At 68.6% G+C, this 16,432-nt stretch carries 18 protein-coding genes and 1 pseudogene; 15 read left to right on the forward strand and 4 right to left on the reverse strand.

What is annotated here, in order from left to right; genetic code table 11:
- The first annotated feature begins 21 nt into the window (after positions 1–21).
- From coxB to BLQ03_RS02680, 11 genes are all read left to right on the forward strand, one after another.
- A complete protein-coding gene (gene coxB, locus BLQ03_RS02630) occupies positions 22–924 on the forward strand; it encodes a cytochrome c oxidase subunit II (protein ID WP_425415710.1) in 903 nt (300 codons plus the stop codon).
- Between the two features lie 8 nt (positions 925–932).
- Positions 933–1,871, forward strand: coding sequence for a heme o synthase (cyoE, locus tag BLQ03_RS02635; RefSeq protein ID WP_425415711.1), 939 nt, complete (start codon positions 933–935; stop codon positions 1,869–1,871).
- Positions 1,871–2,140: a hypothetical protein gene (locus BLQ03_RS02640; protein ID WP_090753000.1), complete on the forward strand. Its 270-nt coding sequence runs from the start codon at positions 1,871–1,873 to the stop codon at positions 2,138–2,140. Before cyoE ends, BLQ03_RS02640 begins: the two co-directional genes overlap by 1 nt.
- Positions 2,137–2,721: a cytochrome c oxidase assembly protein gene (locus tag BLQ03_RS02645; protein WP_090752414.1), complete on the forward strand. Its 585-nt coding sequence runs from the start codon at positions 2,137–2,139 to the stop codon at positions 2,719–2,721. The genes BLQ03_RS02640 and BLQ03_RS02645 overlap by 4 nt, the downstream gene beginning before the upstream one ends.
- Positions 2,722–2,754: 33 nt before the next feature.
- Positions 2,755–3,573, forward strand: coding sequence for a cytochrome c oxidase subunit 3 (locus tag BLQ03_RS02650; RefSeq protein WP_090752416.1), 819 nt, complete (start codon positions 2,755–2,757; stop codon positions 3,571–3,573).
- Between the two features lie 97 nt (positions 3,574–3,670).
- On the forward strand, positions 3,671–4,345 hold the full coding sequence (locus BLQ03_RS02655) for an SURF1 family protein (RefSeq protein ID WP_090752419.1): 675 nt from the start codon (positions 3,671–3,673) through the stop codon (positions 4,343–4,345).
- Positions 4,346–4,355: 10 nt separating this feature from the next.
- Positions 4,356–5,744, forward strand: coding sequence for a threonine synthase (gene thrC, locus BLQ03_RS02660; protein ID WP_090752421.1), 1,389 nt, complete (start codon positions 4,356–4,358; stop codon positions 5,742–5,744).
- Entirely contained in the window at positions 5,741–7,006 is a 1,266-nt protein-coding gene (locus tag BLQ03_RS02665; RefSeq protein WP_090752424.1) for a M16 family metallopeptidase, read from the forward strand. Before thrC ends, BLQ03_RS02665 begins: the two co-directional genes overlap by 4 nt.
- A complete protein-coding gene (locus BLQ03_RS02670; RefSeq protein WP_090752427.1) occupies positions 7,006–7,587 on the forward strand; it encodes a GNAT family N-acetyltransferase in 582 nt (193 codons plus the stop codon). The genes BLQ03_RS02665 and BLQ03_RS02670 overlap by 1 nt, the downstream gene beginning before the upstream one ends.
- A 70-nt stretch (positions 7,588–7,657) precedes the next feature.
- Positions 7,658–9,058: an FAD-binding oxidoreductase gene (locus BLQ03_RS02675; protein WP_090752430.1), complete on the forward strand. Its 1,401-nt coding sequence runs from the start codon at positions 7,658–7,660 to the stop codon at positions 9,056–9,058.
- 92 nt (positions 9,059–9,150) lie between these two features.
- On the forward strand, positions 9,151–9,600 hold the full coding sequence (locus tag BLQ03_RS02680; RefSeq protein ID WP_090752434.1) for a PACE efflux transporter: 450 nt from the start codon (positions 9,151–9,153) through the stop codon (positions 9,598–9,600).
- Here the strand turns inward: BLQ03_RS02680 and BLQ03_RS02685 are convergent.
- Both BLQ03_RS02685 and BLQ03_RS02690 read right to left on the reverse strand, forming a co-directional pair.
- On the reverse strand, positions 9,570–10,109 hold the full coding sequence (locus BLQ03_RS02685) for an adenine phosphoribosyltransferase (RefSeq protein ID WP_090752437.1): 540 nt from the start codon (positions 10,107–10,109) through the stop codon (positions 9,570–9,572). The two genes, BLQ03_RS02680 and BLQ03_RS02685, sit on opposite strands and share 31 nt — an antisense overlap.
- Positions 10,106–10,705: a flavin reductase family protein gene (locus BLQ03_RS02690; RefSeq protein WP_090752439.1), complete on the reverse strand. Its 600-nt coding sequence runs from the start codon at positions 10,703–10,705 to the stop codon at positions 10,106–10,108. The genes BLQ03_RS02685 and BLQ03_RS02690 overlap by 4 nt, the downstream gene beginning before the upstream one ends.
- Before the next feature lie 136 nt (positions 10,706–10,841).
- On the opposite strand from BLQ03_RS02690, the pseudogene BLQ03_RS02695 reads away from it, so the two are divergent.
- A pseudogene (locus tag BLQ03_RS02695) lies at positions 10,842–11,327 on the forward strand (GNAT family N-acetyltransferase); the annotation flags it as partial.
- 97 nt (positions 11,328–11,424) lie between these two features.
- Positions 11,425–12,243 (forward strand): EcsC family protein, encoded by an 819-nt coding sequence (locus BLQ03_RS02700; protein ID WP_090752445.1) that lies wholly within the window; start codon positions 11,425–11,427, stop codon positions 12,241–12,243.
- A gap of 55 nt (positions 12,244–12,298) precedes the next feature.
- Here the strand turns inward: BLQ03_RS02700 and BLQ03_RS02705 are convergent, their stop codons facing one another.
- Positions 12,299–13,849 carry an ATP-dependent DNA helicase gene (locus tag BLQ03_RS02705; RefSeq protein WP_090752448.1) on the reverse strand — a complete coding sequence of 517 codons (1,551 nt, stop codon included), beginning with the start codon at positions 13,847–13,849 and terminating at the stop codon, positions 12,299–12,301.
- Positions 13,850–13,985: 136 nt separating this feature from the next.
- Between BLQ03_RS02705 and BLQ03_RS02710 the strand changes: the two genes are divergently transcribed.
- Together BLQ03_RS02710 and BLQ03_RS02715 are read left to right on the forward strand one after the other, a co-directional pair.
- A complete protein-coding gene (locus tag BLQ03_RS02710; protein ID WP_090752451.1) occupies positions 13,986–14,300 on the forward strand; it encodes a hypothetical protein in 315 nt (104 codons plus the stop codon).
- Between the two features lie 73 nt (positions 14,301–14,373).
- Positions 14,374–14,931 (forward strand): lipocalin family protein, encoded by a 558-nt coding sequence (locus BLQ03_RS02715; RefSeq protein ID WP_090752454.1) that lies wholly within the window; start codon positions 14,374–14,376, stop codon positions 14,929–14,931.
- 60 nt (positions 14,932–14,991) lie between these two features.
- On the opposite strand, the gene ccrA is transcribed toward BLQ03_RS02715, so the two are convergent.
- Positions 14,992–16,284, reverse strand: coding sequence for a crotonyl-CoA carboxylase/reductase (gene ccrA / locus BLQ03_RS02720; RefSeq protein WP_090753003.1), 1,293 nt, complete (start codon positions 16,282–16,284; stop codon positions 14,992–14,994).
- Positions 16,285–16,432 lie beyond the last annotated feature (148 nt).

Below are 16,432 nucleotides of genomic sequence, written 5' to 3' on the forward strand. Positions count from 1 at the left end.
GGACAGAACGGGAATCGACGAATGGCGAACTGGGCAAGGGGCCGCGTGACGGCAGGGCTGATGGCGGCGGGCCTCGTCGCGGCGAACCTGGCGATGACGGGCACGGCGATGGCGCAGGATGTGCTGGGCGAGCTGCCGATCATCGGCAAGCCCGAGCCCGGCGCGATCGGGTTCCAGCCCGCGTCCAGCCCGCTGGCGCATGACCAGCAGTGGCTGGACCGCTTCGTGCTGTGGATCATCACGGTCATCACGATCATCGTCTGCCTGCTGATCCTGTGGTGCATCGTCCGCTTCAACCGCCGCGCCAACCCGGTGCCCGCGCGCTTCACCCACAACACCCCGGTCGAGGTCCTGTGGACGGTCACGCCGGTCCTGATCCTGCTGACCATCGGCATCTTCTCGCTGCCGGCGCTGTTCCGCCAGCAGGAAATGCCTTCGGACCCGGACCTAGTCATCAAGACCATCGGTCACCAGTGGTACTGGTCCTATGAATACCCGAACGACGGCATCGCCTTCGACGCGCTGATGCTGGCGCGCGAGGAGCTGGGCGATTACGGCTATACCGAGGACGAATACCTGCTGGCGACGGACAACGCCGTCGTGGTTCCGGTCGGCGCGACCGTGCTGATGCAGGTGACGGCCACCGACGTGATCCATTCCTGGACGATCCCCGCCTTTGCCGTGAAGCAGGACGCCGTTCCGGGCCGCATCGCGCAGCTGTGGTTCGAGGCGGACAAGGAAGGCGTCTATTTCGGCCAGTGCTCGGAGCTTTGCGGCATCAACCACGCCTACATGCCGATCGTGGTGAAGGCCGTCAGCCAGGAGAAGTACGACGCCTGGCTGGCCGAGGCCCAGACCACCTTCGCCGCCGACGCTTCGGATCACCTGCCCGCCGCGCCCGTGCGGCTGGCCCAAGCGAACTGACCAGGGCGGTGAGCGACATCCGCGCATATGATTCCTCGTCCCCCCGCATCGCGGCCGGGGGCGAGGGCGAGTTCGGCGATTATGTCGCGCTGCTCAAGCCGCGCGTCATGTCGCTGGTCGTCTTCACGGCCTTTGTCGGGCTGTATGTGGCGCCCGTGTCGGTGAACCCGGTCGTGGCTTTCGCCTCGGTGCTGTTCATCGCGCTGGGGGGCGGCGCCTCGGGCGCGCTGAACATGTGGTATGACGCCGACATCGACGCGGTGATGAACCGGACGCGCAAGCGCCCCGTTCCCGCAGGCCGCGTCAGCGCCGAGGAGGCGCTGGGCGTCGGGCTGTTCCTGTCGGGCTTGGCCGTGCTGATGCTGGGGCTTGCGGCCAACTGGTTCGCGGCCGCCTTCCTGGCCTTCACGATCTTCTTCTACGCCGTGATCTACACGGTCTTCCTCAAGCGCTCGACGCCGCAGAACATCGTGATCGGGGGCGCGGCGGGCGCCTTCCCGCCGATGGTCGGCTGGGCCTGCGCGACCGGCGGCATCTCGATCGAGCCGCTGCTGATGTTCGCGCTGATCTTCTTCTGGACGCCGCCGCATTTCTGGGCGCTCGCGCTGTTCATGAAGGAAGACTACCACAAGGCCGGCGTGCCGATGCTGACGGTCACCCATGGCCGGACGGCCACGCGCCGCCACATCTTCGGCTATACGCTGGTGCTGGCGCCCTTCGCGGTCGCCCTGGGCCTGACCCCGGTCGGCGGGCCGCTGTATCTGTCGGTCGCGCTGGTGCTGAACGTGCTGTTCATCCGCGGTGGCTGGCAGATCCTGCGCCGGACCGAGGCGCAGGCGCAGGCCGACGACTACCGCACCGAAAAGGGTTTCTTCCGCCTGTCGCTGTATTACCTCGCGCTGCATTTCGCGGCGCTGGCGCTGCAGGCAACGGTGGGGACATGGTGATGGGACTGCAGACCGAACATGAACTGCACCGCCGCCGCAGCGGCCGCAACATCGGGCTGGGCATCGTGCTGGCCCTGTTCGTGGCGCTGGTCTTCACGCTGTCCGTGGTGAAGGTGCAGCAGGGCGGCCTGTTGCAGGGCTTCGACCACCGCCTGCCGGCCGCGGCGCCCGTGACGGCGGTGCCCGGCCCAGCGGCGAATCCGGTGGCCGCGCCCGGGACTCCCGGCGCCGATCTGCCGAACGCCCAGACCGCCCCGGTGCGGCCATGAGCACGGCACCCGACGCGAACAAGCGCCTGGTCTGGCGGCTGCTGGCCGTGGTCGTCGTGATGGGCGCGCTGTCCTGGGTGGCGGTGCCCTTCTATTCCTGGTTCTGCCAGGTGACGGGCTTCGCCGGGACCACGCAGGTCGCCACGCAGGAATCCGACCGCGTGCTGGACCGCACCGTGCGCGTCCGCTTCGACGCCAACGTCATGCCCGACATGGGCTGGACCTTCCGCCCCATGCAGCGGGAGATGACCGTCCGTCTCGGCGAGACCGCGATGGCCTATTACGAGGCCGTCAACGTGTCGGACCAGACCGTGACCGGCAGCGCGACCTACAACGTCGCCCCCGACGACGCGGGCTATTACTTCGAGAAGATCGAGTGCTTCTGCTTCACCGAGCAGACGCTTGCTCCCGGGGAACGGATCGAGATGCCGCTGACCTTCTTCGTCAGCCCCGACATGGTGGACAGCCGCGACGCCGGCCACATCCGGGACATCACGCTCAGCTACACCTTCTTCCGCCAGGACGCGCAGAAATCGGCCCGTGCCGAGGTGGACGCAGCCCCGGCGACCGCCCTAAACTGAACGCCCACGACGACCCGAGAGAGAGCCCGCGACATGGCCCACGCCAAGAACCACGATTATCACATCCTGCCGCCCTCGCTTTGGCCGTTCCTTGGCGCGGTCGGCGCCTTCATCATGCTGACGGGCGCGGTCTTCTGGATGAAGGGCATGGGCGTCCTGGGCCTACCCTCCTGGGCGATGTTCGCGCTCGGCGCTCTGACGGTGATCTACACCATGTGGGGCTGGTGGTCCGACGTGACGCACGAGGGCAACACCGGCGACCACACTCCGGTCGTCCAGATCGGCCTGCGCTACGGCGTGATTCTGTTCATCATCTCGGAAGTGATGTTCTTCGTTGCCTGGTTCTGGGCCTTCTTCAAGAACGCGCTGTATCCGATGGGCGAGATGAGCCCGATCGTGGATGGGGTCTGGCCGCCGGAAGGCATCGTGACCTTCGACCCCTGGCACCTGCCCTTCATCAACACGCTGATCCTGCTGCTGTCGGGCTGCGCCGTGACCTGGGCGCACCATGCGCTGGTTCATGAGAACGACCGCAAGACCGTGATCCGCGGCCTGGCCGTGGCCGTGATCCTGGGCGTGGCCTTCACCATCCTGCAGGCCTATGAATACAGCCACGCGGCCTTCGGCCTGGCGGACACCGTCTACGGCGGCGTTTTCTACATGGCGACCGGCTTCCACGGCGCCCATGTCATCATCGGGACAATCTTCCTGCTGGTCTGCCTTGTCCGCTTCATGCGCGGCGACATGAACGACCGCCAGCACATCGGCTTCGAGGCCGCTGCCTGGTACTGGCACTTCGTGGACGTGGTCTGGCTGTTCCTCTTCGCCGCCATCTACGTCTGGGGCCGCTGATCCCCGCCACCCTCCCACAAGGCGCGCGGGCCCGTCCTGCGCGCCTTCGCCATTCCGGGGACCCGCGCCCCCTGCCGCCCGATCAAGGCACCTGCCCATGCTGCGCCGCCTGCTTGTCCTGCTGATCCCCGCCTTCGCCCTAACCGCCGTCCTGGTCTCCCTGGGCGTCTGGCAGTTGCAGCGGATGGAGTGGAAAACCCAGCAGCTTGCCGCCATCCAGCGCGGGATCGAGCAGCCCGCCGGTCCCCTTCCACCCGCCATCGACCCGTCGATGCGCTACCTGCCGGTCGTCGTCTCGGGCCGCACCACGGGGCAGGAGATCCTGGTCCTGTCCGGCACCAAGGAACTCGGCGGCGGCTACAATGTCGTCTCGGCCTTCGAGACCGCCGACGGCCGCCGGATCATGGTGGACCGCGGCTTCATCCCGCAGGACGACCGCCACGCCGCCCGTCCGCCAGCGCAGTTGACCGTCACCGGCAACCTCCACTGGCCCGATGAAAAGGGCCGCATGACGCCCGAGCCTGACCTGAAGGCCGGCATCTGGTTTGCCCGCGAGGTGCCGCGCATGGCCGAGCACCTGGGCACCGAGCCCGTGCTGGTCGTTGCGCACGCCGTGCAGGGCGAGGCGCAGGGGATCACGCCGATGCCGCTCGACGTCAGCGGCATCCCGAACAACCACCTGTCCTATGCGGTGCAGTGGTTCCTGTTCGCGCTGATCTGCTTCGGGATGACAATGGCGCTGGCCTGGCGTATCCGGCGGCAAACCGACTGAAGGGAAGACGATGCGCTATATCTCGACCCGCGGGCAGGCGCCCGTGCTGCCCTTTGCCGAGGCAATGATGACCGGGCTGGCCCGCGACGGCGGGCTGTATGTGCCTGAAACGATCCCGCAGATGGACGCGGCGGAAATCGCGGCGCTGGAGGGGCAGTCCTATGAAGAGGCCGCCTTCCGCGTCATGCAGCCCTTCGTGGCGGAAAGCTTTTCCGAAAACGAGCTGCGCCAGGCCATCCGCCGCGCCTATCAGGGCTTCGGCCATGCCGCCCGCGCGCCGCTGGTGCAACTCGCCCCCGGCCATCACCTGCTGGAGCTGTTCCACGGGCCGACGCTGGCCTTCAAGGACTTTGCCATGCAGCTGATCGGCCAGCTGTTCCAGGTGGCGCTGGCCCGCGAAGGCCGCCGCGTCACCATCGTCGGCGCGACCTCCGGCGACACCGGCTCGGCTGCGATCGAGGCCTTCCGCGGATTGCCGAATGTCGATGTCTTCATCCTCTACCCGCATGGCCGGGTCAGCGAGGTGCAGCGGCGGCAGATGACGACGCCCGACGACGCCAACGTCCATGCGCTGGCCATCAGCGGCACCTTCGATGACGCGCAGGCGCGGCTGAAGGACCTGTTCAACGACCATGACTTCCGCGATGGCGTGGGTCTGGCCGGGGTGAACTCGATCAACTGGGCGCGGGTGCTGGCGCAGGTGGTCTATTACTTCACCAGCGCGGTCAGCCTGGGGGCGCCGCACCGCCCGGTCAGCTTCACCGTCCCGACCGGCAACTTCGGCGACATCTTCGCAGGCACCATCGCCCGCGCCATGGGCCTGCCCGTGGACCGGCTGGTGATCGCGACGAACCAGAACGACATCCTCGACCGCGTCATGCGCAGCGGCACCTACGAGGTCGGCCGGGTCGAGCCGTCCGTCTCGCCCTCGATGGACATCCAGGTCAGTTCGAACTTCGAGCGCGCGCTGTTCTACGCGCTGGCAGGCGACGGTGCGGCAGTTTCGCAACTGATGCAGGAACTGAAGGGCGGCAGCTTCACCGTACCGCAAGGCGCGCTGCAGCACCTGCGCGAGATCTACGACTCGGGCCGGGTGTCCGAGGCGGAAACCCTCTCCACCATCGCCCGTGTCCGCGCCGAGACGGGCGAGGTCGTCTGCCCCCACACCGCCGTGGGCATCAAGGTCGCGGACGACCACCGCAAGCCGGGCGTGCCGATGATCACCCTGGCGACCGCGCATCCGGCCAAGTTCCCCGACGCGGTCGAGCAGGCCATCGGCATCCGCCCGCCCCTGCCGCCGCACATGGCCCGGCTGTTCGACCTACCCGAGCGCGTCACTCGGGTTGAAAACGACAACGAGGCGCTTAAGTCCCTGATCCTTGAACGGAGAATGGCTTGAACGACGTCCAGATCACGACCCTTCCCAACGGCCTTCGGGTCGCCACGCGGCTGATGCCGGGGCTGCATTCCGCCAGCGTCGGCATATGGGTCAACGCCGGGGGGCGCGACGAACGCGCCGAGCAGAACGGCATCGCGCATTTCCTCGAACACATGGCCTTCAAGGGCACCGCGCGTCGGTCGGCCCTGCAGATCGCGGAAGCCATCGAGGACGTGGGCGGCTATATCAACGCCTATACCTCGCGCGACGTGACGGCCTATTACGCGCGCGTCCTGTCGGGCGACGTGGCGCTGGCGCTGGACGTGATCGGCGACATCTTCCTGAACCCGGCCTTCGATCCGCGCGAGATCGAGGTCGAGCGCGGCGTGATCCTGTCCGAGATCGGCCAGAGCCTCGACACCCCCGACGACGTGATCTTCGACTGGCTGCAGGAAGCGGCCTATCCGGGCCAACCCATGGGCCGTACGATCTTGGGCCCGGCCGAGCGCGTCTCGGGCTTCTCGCGCGAGGACCTGGCCCGCTTCGTAGGCGAGCATTACGGCCCCGGCCAGATGATCGTGGCCGCCGCTGGCGCCATCGATCACGAGGCGCTGGTGCGGCAGGCCGAGGAGATCTTCGGCCACCTGACTCCGCTTCTGGGCGTCACCCGCGAGGCCGCTGTCTGGCAGGGCACCGAGGCCCGCCGCGTCAAGAAGCTGGAGCAGGCCCATTTCGCTCTGGCCTTCGAGGGGCCGGGCTACCTGGACGCCGACTTCTACGCCGCGCAGATCTGGACCAATGCGCTGGGGGGCGGCATGTCCTCGCGCCTGTTCCAGAAGATCCGCGAGGAGCGGGGCCTCTGCTATTCCATCTTCGCCCAGTCGGGCTTCCACGACGACACGGGGATGGTGACGGTCTATGCGGGCACCTCGGGTGACCAGGTGGCCGATCTTGCGCATCTGACCATCGACGAGATCCGCCGGTCCGCCGAGGATCTGGGCGAGGCCGAGGTCGCGCGTGCCAAGGCGCAGCTGAAAGCCGGGCTGCTGATGGGGCTGGAAAGCCCCTCGGGCCAAGCCGAGCGGATCGCGCGGGCGCTGTCGATCTGGGGCCGGGTGCCGGATGCCGAGGAAGTCGCCCGGCGCATCGACGCCGTGACGGCCGCCGATGTCCGCGACCACGCGCAGCGGATGATCGCGCGGGCGCAACCGGCGCTGGCGCTTTACGGTCCCGTCCGCAAGGCCCCGGCGCGCGAGGCGCTGGCCGAACGGCTCGCCGCCTGATGTTCTTTCGCCGCCATGCGCCCCGGCTGGAAACCGAGCGCATGGTGCTGCGCCTGCCGGCGCATGGCGATTATTCCGCCTGGTCGAACCTGCGGGCCGAAAGCCGCGAGTTCCTGACCCCGTGGGAGCCCGTCTGGCACGCCGACCACCTGTCGCGCCGCGCCTTCACCAACCGCGTCTACTGGGCGGCACGGGCCAGCCGCAGCGGCACCTCTCTGCCGCTGTTCCTTGTGCGCCACGATGGCGTTCTGCTGGGGGCGATCACGCTGGACGGCATCCGGCGCGGGCCCGCGCAGATGGGGACGCTGGGCTACTGGATCGGGGCGCCCTTCGTGCGGCAGGGCTACATGCGCGAGGCGATCTGCGCGGTCGTGGCCCATGCCTTCGGGCCGATGGACCTGTCGCGGATCGAGGCCGCCTGCCTGCCCGAGAACGCTGCCAGCCGCGGCGCGCTGGAAAGCTGCGGCTTCAAGTACGAGGGCGTCGCGCAATCCTACCTGCAGATCAACGGGCGCTGGCGGAACCACGTCCAGTACTCGATCCTGCGGGCCGACCGGCGCGGGCGGACCGAGGCGGGATAGGTATGGGGGCGCTGCCCCCGAGCCACCTTCGGTGTCTCTCCCCCGGGATATTTACGCAAAGGAGAACTGCATGCTGAACCCCGCCGATGATCGTCTGATTGCCGCCTTGCCCGAGGGCGTCGTCCGCCCTCTGGAGCCGCGGCACCTGGACGAGCCGCGCGGCTATTTCGCGGGGCAGGGCGGGCTGCTGGCGGCACCGCGCAACGTCGAGGAAGTGGCGGCGGTCGTCCGTGCCTGCGCCGAGGCGCGTGTCGCCATCCTGCCGCGCGGGGGCGGCACGGGGCTGGTCGCCGGTTCGGTCATGCCGGAAGGGCCTGCGCCCCTGGTCCTGTCGCTGGAACGGATGACCGCCATCCGCGATGTCTGGGCCGACGAGGATGCGCTGGTCGCCGAGGCGGGCGCCACGCTGCAGCAGGTGCAGGAGGCCGCGGCGGCTGCGGGCCGGCAGTTCCCGCTGTCGCTCGCCAGCCAAGGGACGGCGCAGATCGGCGGCGTGCTGGCCGCGAATGCGGGCGGCACGGGCGTGCTGCGCTGGGGCAATGCGCGGGCGCTGTGCCTTGGCATCGAGGCGGTGATGCCGGATGGCAAGATCCTGCGCGATCTCAAGCGGCTGCGGAAGGACAACACCGGCTATTCCCTGCGCGACCTCATGATCGGGGCCGAGGGCACGCTGGGGATCATCACGGCGGCGACGCTGAAGCTCGCGCCCCGGCCCGCCGCCGTCGCCACGGCGATGCTGGAAGTGCCCGATCCGGCGGCGGCCCTGCAACTTCTGTCGCTGGCGCAGGCGATGATGGCGGGCTGCGTCACGACCTTTGAACTCATTTCGGGGCAGGGCCTCGCCTTTGTCGCGGAGACGCTGCCGGAAATCCGCCAGCCCCTGCCGGGCGCGGCTTGGTCGGTGCTGCTCGAACTGTCGCTGCCCCAAGGCATCGACCCCGACACGGCGGTCGAGGACCTGCTGGGCCGGGCGATGGAGGAGGGCCTTGTCACCGACGGCGCCATCGCCCAGTCGGGCCAGCAGGCGGCCGAGTTCTGGAACCTGCGCGAGCATCTGCCCGAAGCGAACCGGCGTATCGGCGCGATTTCCTCGCATGACATCAGCCTGCCGCTGTCGGAAATCCCGCGCTTCATCGCGGATGCGGGCGCGATGATCGCCGGCATGGGCGACATGCGGATCAACTGCTTCGGCCACTTGGGCGACGGCAACCTGCATTACAACGTCTTCCCCGGTGCCGGCCGCTCGCGCGCGGATTACGCGGACCTGCGGTTCCGGCTGCCGGAGGCGGTCTACCAGATGGTCGTGGAACGCGGCGGCTCCTTCTCGGCCGAACACGGCGTTGGTCGCCTCAAGGTCGCGGACCTCGAACGCTGGGGCGACCCGGTGAAGCTGTCGGCCATGCGCGCGATCAAGGCCGCGCTGGACCCGCACGGGATCATGAACCCCGGCGCAGTCTTGGGCCTCGGTTGAACCCCTTCGCCGCCCGGCCTATATCGGGCGGCGAAGGACGACCTTCCCCATCATGGGCAGCGCTCGGGACGGCCCGCAAAGGAACCGATCCCATGCGCACCACGGCTGACCGCATCCGCCACGCCCTCCTGTTCGAGCTGATCGGCCTGATCTTCCTGATCGGCGGCGGCACGATCCTGACCGGCTTCGACGCCCATTCCTTGGGGGTCATCGGCGTCGTGTCCTCGCTGATCGCGACGGCTTGGAACTATGTCTACAACCTGGGTTTCGACCGCGCGATGCTGCGGCTGCGGGGCAGCGTCCTCAAGACCCACCCCATCCGCGCCCTGCACGCCCTGCTGTTCGAGGGGGGGCTGCTGGTCCTGCTGCTGCCCTTCGTGGCCTGGATGCTGGGCGTCTCGCTGTGGCAGGCCTTCCTCTTCGACCTTGCTATCGCGATCTTCTACATCGTCTACGGCTACGCATTCAACTGGGCCTACGACCGGGTCTTCCCCATGCCCGAGGCGCGCGGTTACGCCCCTTCGAACTCGCAGAGGGCGTGAACCTCGACGCCCAGCGCCTCGATCGCGCGGCGCCCGCCGAGTTCCGGCAGGTCGATGACGAAGGCCGCGCCCACGACCTCGGCCCCAAGGCGGCGGCAGAGCTCGATGGCGGCGCTGGCGGTGCCGCCGGTGGCCAGCAGGTCGTCCACGATCAGGACGCGCTCGCCCGCGCGGATGGCGTCGTCATGGATCTCCATCACCGCCTCGCCGTATTCCAGCGCATAGGCCTGGCTGATGACGGCGCCGGGCAGCTTGCCCTTCTTGCGGATCGGAACAAAGCCGGTGGTCAGCTGGTGGGCCACCGCGCCGCCCAGGATGAAGCCGCGCGCTTCCAACCCCACGACCTTGTCGATGGGAATGCCGGCATAGGGCGACAGCAGCTGGTCCACGCAGATGCGGAAGCCGCGCGCATCGGCGAACAGGGTGGTCACGTCGCGGAACAGGATCCCTTCATGCGGGAAATCCACGATGGTGCGGATGTAATCCTTGACGCTCTTCTGCCGGTTCATGCCGGGCGCTCCATCTCGAACAGGTCGGTGACGACCGCATAATCGCGATAGCCCATCCGTGCCAGCCAGCCGTTGCGGCGCAAATCGAAGCGGCCGTCCACCACGTTGTCGTCGCGCAGGTGGATGCCAGTCACGACGCCCAGAACCATGTGATTGGATTCGCCCGCCAGCCGGATGATCCGCGTGGCGCGGCATTCAAGGCTGGCCGCCGCTTCGGCCACGCGCGCACAGTCGATGGTCTCGCAATCCACCGCCGTCAGCCCCGCCACCTCGAACTCGTTCCGGCCCGCCGGCAGGGACGCCGATGAGGCGTTCATCGCCTCCTTCAGCGCGCCGTCCGCGATGTTGACGCAGAAGACGCGGGTTTCGGCGATCTGCGCGACCGTATCCTTGGTGTTGGGCCGGTCCCCCTTGGCGCCGGTCGAGGCGAACATGACCTGCGGCGGCACATAGGCCGTGGCGTTGAAGAAGGAATAGGGCGCGAGGTTGTCCCCCTGCCGCCCGCGGGTGGAAATCCAGCCGATGGGCCGGGGCGCGACGATGGCGTTCCAGGGATTGTGCGGCAGGCCGTGGCCCGCTTCGGGACGATAGAACATGGGGCGCGGGCCTTTCCTGTTGCGGCGCGGCCATATGAACACGCCGGCCGCCTGCGGCAACCGCCTGCACGGCATTGTTTCTTTCACCGCCTGCCGGTCGGTGCTAAGGGCGCGCGACTTGCGGCGATGAGGTCCGATGTACAGGCTCTGCCCCGAAACCGACGCCGACACGCCCGAGGTCGAGGCGCTGCTGGACCTGTGTTTCGCGCCGGGCCGCACGGCGCTGTCCTCCTATCGCCTGCGCGACGGCGTGCCCCCGGTGCGCAAGTTGTGCCTGCTGCTGCGGTCCGGTCAGAAGCAGACGGACCCGCTGCTCGCCGCCATCCGCTACTGGCCCGTGCGCGTGGCGGACCGCCCGGTGCTGCTGCTGGGTCCCGTCGCCGTCCACCCGACTGCGCAGGGCGAAGGCCTGGGCGGGTTCCTGATGCGCGAAAGCCTGTCCCGCGCCGCCGCGATGGGGTGGGAACGGGTGATGCTGGTCGGCGACGCGCCCTATTACGGCCGCTTCGGGTTCTCCAAGCTCGATCACGTGGAAATGCCGCCGCCCACCAACCCGGACCGCGTGCTGGGTCTGGAACTTCACCCCGGCGCCTGGGTTGGGGTGCGGGGCGCGGTGACGCGCGAGACCCGGCCCGAGGTGCTGGCGGGGCTTGCGGAACCGGGCGCACCGGATCTGCGCTCATCCTGCGCCGATGTCGAGGTTACGAAGGACACACCCCATGCCCGCGACAAGCATCAGCTCGCGCCAAGCCATTCTGCCGCCGATCGATGATCCTTCGGTCCATGTCCAGATCGACAAGCTGGCACGCCGCTATGTCGATGCCGGCGGGCTGATCATGGAGATGCTCGCCTCGGTGGGCGGCAGCGCGCAGGGGCTGGTGGACCGCCTGCCGGGCTTCGTTCGCAAGCGGATGGACCGGATCACGCTGGTGGCGCTGAACCGGGCCTTCGACGCGGCCACGCGCTCGCGCCGCTATGTCCGTGACCGGGGCGACTGGTTCAACCGGCTCGCCTCGACCGTCTCTGGCGCGGCAGGCGGCATGGCGGGACTGCCCGGTGCGATGGTCGAACTGCCCCTGACCGTGACGATGCTGCTTCGGGCGATCCTGGAGATCGCCGCCGAACACGGCCTCGACCCTGAAAGCGAGGAGGTGCGGATGGAGGCGCTGCGCGTCTTCGCCGCCGCCGGTCCCATGTCCGAGGACGACGGCACCGACCTCGGCCTGCTGGCGGCGAAGCTGTCGATCACCGGCCAGACGGTGCAGGGCATCATCGCCCGCATTGCGCCGCGCCTGTCGCTGGTGCTGGGCCAGAAGCTCGCCGCCCAGGCGACGCCCGTCTTCGGCGCGATGGCCGGGGCCTCGATCAACTTCGCCTTCGCGGGCTATTACCAGGAAATCGCCCGCGTCCATTTCGGCATCCTGCGGCTTGCCCGCGAAACCGGCCTGCCGCGCGAGGCGCTGACCGAGCTTCTGCGCGACCGCATCGAGCAGCTTCAGTCCCAGCCCGGCGCCAAGGTCCGCAAGGCTGGGTCCTGAGCCTGCATCTTCTGTCTTCAAATATCCCTGCCGGAGGCTCCGGCGGTTCAACCCGTTATTCCGCTTCGGACTCAGGCGCCGCCAGTTCCAACGGCGCCGCCTCGACGGCCAGATCATCCACCGACAGCCCCGCCTTCGGTCGCGCCAAGGCCGCCCGCGTGACCCAGAACAGCCGCTCCTGCGCGCGGGTAATGGCGACATAGGCCAGCCGCTTCCACAGGGGCAGCCCGGCCTCGGTCCGGTTCGACCAGGCGGCGGCCGAGAGGTCGGGGGCGAAGACCTGCACCTCGGGCCATTGCGACCCCTGCGCCTTGTGGATCGTCACCGCCGCCCCATGCAGGAAGGTCGCGCCCATGCGGGCGGCGAAGGGGATGAAGGGCTCCTCGACATCCGGCGTCTCGATCTTGACGATGCTGGCCGCCGACAGGCGCGGCTCGGGCGTGCCGATCACATGCAGGCGGGAAAAGCCCGGCTTCTTCCCCGGCCCCAGATAGATCACCTGCGCGCCCTTGATCAGCCCGCGCGCCTCAAGGTCGATGCGCTTCTTGCGGTGCTTCAGCGGCAGCTCGATCCCGTCGCAGACCAAGGGCTCGCCCGGAAGCAGCAGGTCGCCCGGCGCGCCATGAGCCGCGCGGAAGGCGGTGATCAGCCGCACCCGAGTCGCGTTGCGCCAGACCAGCGCCGGGCTGCGCGCCATCAGGTCGGCGTCCATCCGCTCGGCCCAGACCACGCGCGGGTCGCTGGCGGCGGCCTCGCGCACCAGCCGCTCGAAGGCGGCGAAGTCCACCGCCGGATCGGACAGCGCATGAGCCAGATCGAGGATCGGGCTGTCGTCCGCCTGCCGGTGGATGCGGTGCAACTCCAGCTTCTGCGACGCGGCCAGCCGGTCGAAGACCATCTCGCCCGACTGGCCCACGGGGGCAAGCTGCGCCGGGTCCCCGAACAGGACCAGCAGCGGGAAGATCTCGCGCAGGTCGTCGAACTGGCGCTCGTCCAGCATCGAGGCCTCGTCGATCAGCCCCACGTCCAGCGGGTCCTCGCGCCGCTTCCAGCCCTGGATGAAGTCGGAGCCGCGCAGGCCCGCCGCCGCCAGCGCGCCGGGGATCGACCCGTGCTCCTGGTAGAACATCAGCGCCCGGTCCAGCGCCTCGTCGGTCAGCCCCTCGATCCGGGGACGCTCGCCGGTGCCCGTCAGCCACTCGGCCAGCCGCTCGTATTCCGGGTCATAGACGGGCGTGTAGAGGATGCGGTGGATTGTCGTCGCGGGCACGCCGCGCGTGCGCAGGACGAAGGCCGCCTTGTTGGTCGGCGCAAGGATTGCGACCGTCCGGGTGTCCTTCTTCCTCTTGCTCTCGTAATCCCCGCTGACGACCTGCACGCCCGAGGCCACCAGCGCCCGCGTCAGTTCCGCCAGAAGCAGCGTCTTGCCCGACCCCGCCTTGCCCAGCACGGCCATTACCCGGCCCTTGCCACCCTGGGCAGGCGCCAGTTCTTCGGAGACAAGGTCAATGCCCGCGCCCGCCAGCGCCTCGGCCAGAGCATCCCATGCCTCGGCCTGGTCGGGCGAGAAGCTGGGCAGGGTGGGGGAGGTCGGGGAAAGTTCCATGCCGCATCCTAGCGGGAGCGGCGGCGCACCGCCACGCCCGGCGGCAATTTTCGCCGCGACGGACCCGAGGCGGGCTCAGGGCGTTGAGCGGCTGAAGACGCGCCCGTGCGTCGCCACCAAAAGGAAAGGACATTCCATGAGATACCGACACCACCACCGCTCGGACTCGCTGCTGCCGCTGCTGGCGCTGGCCGGGATCGCTGCGCTGACGGTCTCGTTCCTGCGCGACAGCGCGCCCCGCCGCCCGGCCCGCGACGCGGCCCGCCGCCCGGAAGGGCTCGCCGCCATCGACCCCAAGGTCGCCCAAGGGGCCGAGGAAGTCGCCGGCCCGACCTTCGTCCGCGACGCCGGGCCTGAATCGATGCGCGACCGCCCGCGCCGGGGCTGGGACCGTGTGGACGAGCAGGTGGACGAATCCTTCCCCGCCAGCGACCCGCCCGGCAACTACTGATCGTGAAGGCGCGTGACCGAACGGCGCGGCGGGACGGGTGTCGTCCCGCCGTAAGCACACAGGAGATTTCCCGATGAGATTCGCACTCGGCCTTGCCGCGTCGCTGATGATGGCCGCGCCCGCCCTCGCGCAGGACGCCGGAACCACGGCTTCGACCGAGATCGACCCGCAGGCCTATGCCGGCACCTGGTACGAGATCGCCCGCACCCCCGCCCCCTTCCAGGAGATGTGCGCGGGTGGCGTCACCGCCACCTACGAGCTGGTCGATGCCGAGACGGTGAAGGTCACGAACCGCTGCGACGGGAAGGACGGCCAGCCGCAGGGCATCACCGGCGAGGCCGAGGTGGTGAACAACAACTTCAACACCCTGAACGTCGAGTTCTCGATGGGCGAGCAGAACCAGGGCGTGAACTATGTCGTGGCCGCCGCCAGCGACGTCGAGGACGGGAAATACCAGTGGGCCGCCGTCCAGTCGCCCGAAGGCCCGATCGGCTGGATCCTCGCGCGCGAGCCGCAGATCGACGCCGAAACCCGCAGCCAAGCCGAGGCCGCGCTGACCGAGGCCGGAATCGACGTGTCGCAACTGACCGACACCGCCCAGCCGCCGCAGACCTACCAGCCTGCCCAGTAACGGGCGGTGAAATGAAGAAGGCCGGCGTCCAAGCGCCGGCCTTTGCATTATTTCAGAACCTCAGCGGCCGGGGCCGGCTTCCAGCGCGTCCTCGAATGTGCGCAGACCGGTGCGCGGGGCCTGCACCAGCACCGCCATGTTGCCGGGCTTGTGCTGGTTCTTCATCATCTTGACATGCGCCTGCGGGATCTCGTCCCACGGGAAGACCTCGGACATGCAGGGGTCGAGCCGGCGCTCCAGCATCAGCCGGTTGGCGGCCGCCGCCTGCTTGAGATGGGCGAAGTGCGACCCCTGCAGGCGCTTCTGGTGCATCCACATGTAGCGGACGTCGAAGGTGCAGTTGAAGCCGGTGGTGCCCGCGCAGATCACCACCATCCCGCCCTTCTTGCAGACGAAGACCGACACCGGGAAGGTCGATTCGCCGGGGTGCTCGAACACGATATCGACGTTCTGGCCCTTGCCGGTGATGTCCCAGATGGCCTTGCCGAACTTGCGGACCTCGTTGAACCATTCCTTGTATTCGGGGCTGTTCACCGTGGGCAGCTGGCCCCAGCAGTTGAAGTCCTTGCGGTTGAGCACGCCCTTGGCGCCCAGTCCCATGACGAACTCGCGCTTGTCCTCGTCCGAGATCACGCCGATGGCGTTCGCCCCCGCCGCGTTGATCAGCTGGATCGCATAGGACCCCAGCCCCCCCGAGGCCCCCCAGACCAGCACGTTCATGCCGGGCTTCAGCTCGTGCGGCTCGTGCCCGAACAGCATCCGGTAGGCGGTGGCCAGCGTCAGCGTGTAGCAGGCGGCCTCTTCCCAGGTCAGGTGCTTGGGGCGCGGCATCAGCTGCTGGGCCTGGACGCGGGTGAACTGGGCGAAGGACCCGTCCGGCGTCTCGTAGCCCCAGATGCGCTGGGTCGGCGAATACATCGGGTCGCCGCCGTTGCATTCCTCGTCGTTGCCGTCGTCCTGGTTGCAGTGGATGACGACCTCGTCGCCGACCTTCCAGTTGCGGACCTTGTCACCGACCTTCCAGACGATCCCCGAGGCATCCGAACCCGCGATGTGATAGGGCTGCTTGTGGACGTCGAACATGCTGATCGGCACGCCCAGGCCCGCCCAGATGCCGTTGTAGTTGACGCCCGCCGCCATCACGAGGACCAGCACCTCGTTGCTGTCGATCTCCCAGGTGTCCACGACCTCGACCTGCATGGCCTGGTCAGGCTCGCCCTGGCGTTCCCGGCGGATCGCCCAGGCATACATCTGCTTCGGCACATGGCCGAGGGGCGGCATCTCGCCGATTTCATACAGGTCCTTGATCGGCGCGTCATAGGGCGCGATCGCGGATGGGGCGTCCAGGGCCATGATGATCTCCTCGCGTTCATGCCGCAGCGCAGAAGCCGGGCTCATGAGTCGAGTGCTATGCAGGCGGGCGCAACATTGCAATAGATGCAGCGCAAAATGACGCAACAATATGTCTGGGCCGTGAAACGATGTTGCGGGCGCCACGTTA

Source organism: Paracoccus chinensis (assembly GCF_900102885.1).
GTDB lineage: Bacteria > Pseudomonadota > Alphaproteobacteria > Rhodobacterales > Rhodobacteraceae > Paracoccus > Paracoccus chinensis.

Excerpts from the sequence above, each read along its gene's own strand:
- BLQ03_RS02680 (WP_090752434.1), top strand. The coding sequence starts at position 9,151 with ATGCGCACCACGGCTGACCGCATCCGCCACGCCCTCCTGTTCGAGCTG.
- BLQ03_RS02640 (WP_090753000.1), top strand. The coding sequence starts at position 1,871 with ATGGGACTGCAGACCGAACATGAACTGCACCGCCGCCGCAGCGGCCGC.
- BLQ03_RS02670 (WP_090752427.1), top strand. The coding sequence starts at position 7,006 with ATGTTCTTTCGCCGCCATGCGCCCCGGCTGGAAACCGAGCGCATGGTG.
- coxB (WP_425415710.1), top strand. The coding sequence starts at position 22 with ATGGCGAACTGGGCAAGGGGCCGCGTGACGGCAGGGCTGATGGCGGCG.
- ccrA (WP_090753003.1), bottom strand. The coding sequence starts at position 16,284 with ATGGCCCTGGACGCCCCATCCGCGATCGCGCCCTATGACGCGCCGATC.
- BLQ03_RS02705 (WP_090752448.1), bottom strand. The coding sequence starts at position 13,849 with ATGGAACTTTCCCCGACCTCCCCCACCCTGCCCAGCTTCTCGCCCGAC.
- BLQ03_RS02715 (WP_090752454.1), top strand. The coding sequence starts at position 14,374 with ATGAGATTCGCACTCGGCCTTGCCGCGTCGCTGATGATGGCCGCGCCC.
- BLQ03_RS02655 (WP_090752419.1), top strand. The coding sequence starts at position 3,671 with ATGCTGCGCCGCCTGCTTGTCCTGCTGATCCCCGCCTTCGCCCTAACC.
- BLQ03_RS02675 (WP_090752430.1), top strand. The coding sequence starts at position 7,658 with ATGCTGAACCCCGCCGATGATCGTCTGATTGCCGCCTTGCCCGAGGGC.
- BLQ03_RS02650 (WP_090752416.1), top strand. The coding sequence starts at position 2,755 with ATGGCCCACGCCAAGAACCACGATTATCACATCCTGCCGCCCTCGCTT.
- BLQ03_RS02700 (WP_090752445.1), top strand. The coding sequence starts at position 11,425 with ATGCCCGCGACAAGCATCAGCTCGCGCCAAGCCATTCTGCCGCCGATC.
- BLQ03_RS02645 (WP_090752414.1), top strand. The coding sequence starts at position 2,137 with ATGAGCACGGCACCCGACGCGAACAAGCGCCTGGTCTGGCGGCTGCTG.
- BLQ03_RS02690 (WP_090752439.1), bottom strand. The coding sequence starts at position 10,705 with ATGTTCTATCGTCCCGAAGCGGGCCACGGCCTGCCGCACAATCCCTGG.
- thrC (WP_090752421.1), top strand. The coding sequence starts at position 4,356 with ATGCGCTATATCTCGACCCGCGGGCAGGCGCCCGTGCTGCCCTTTGCC.
- BLQ03_RS02685 (WP_090752437.1), bottom strand. The coding sequence starts at position 10,109 with ATGAACCGGCAGAAGAGCGTCAAGGATTACATCCGCACCATCGTGGAT.
- BLQ03_RS02710 (WP_090752451.1), top strand. The coding sequence starts at position 13,986 with ATGAGATACCGACACCACCACCGCTCGGACTCGCTGCTGCCGCTGCTG.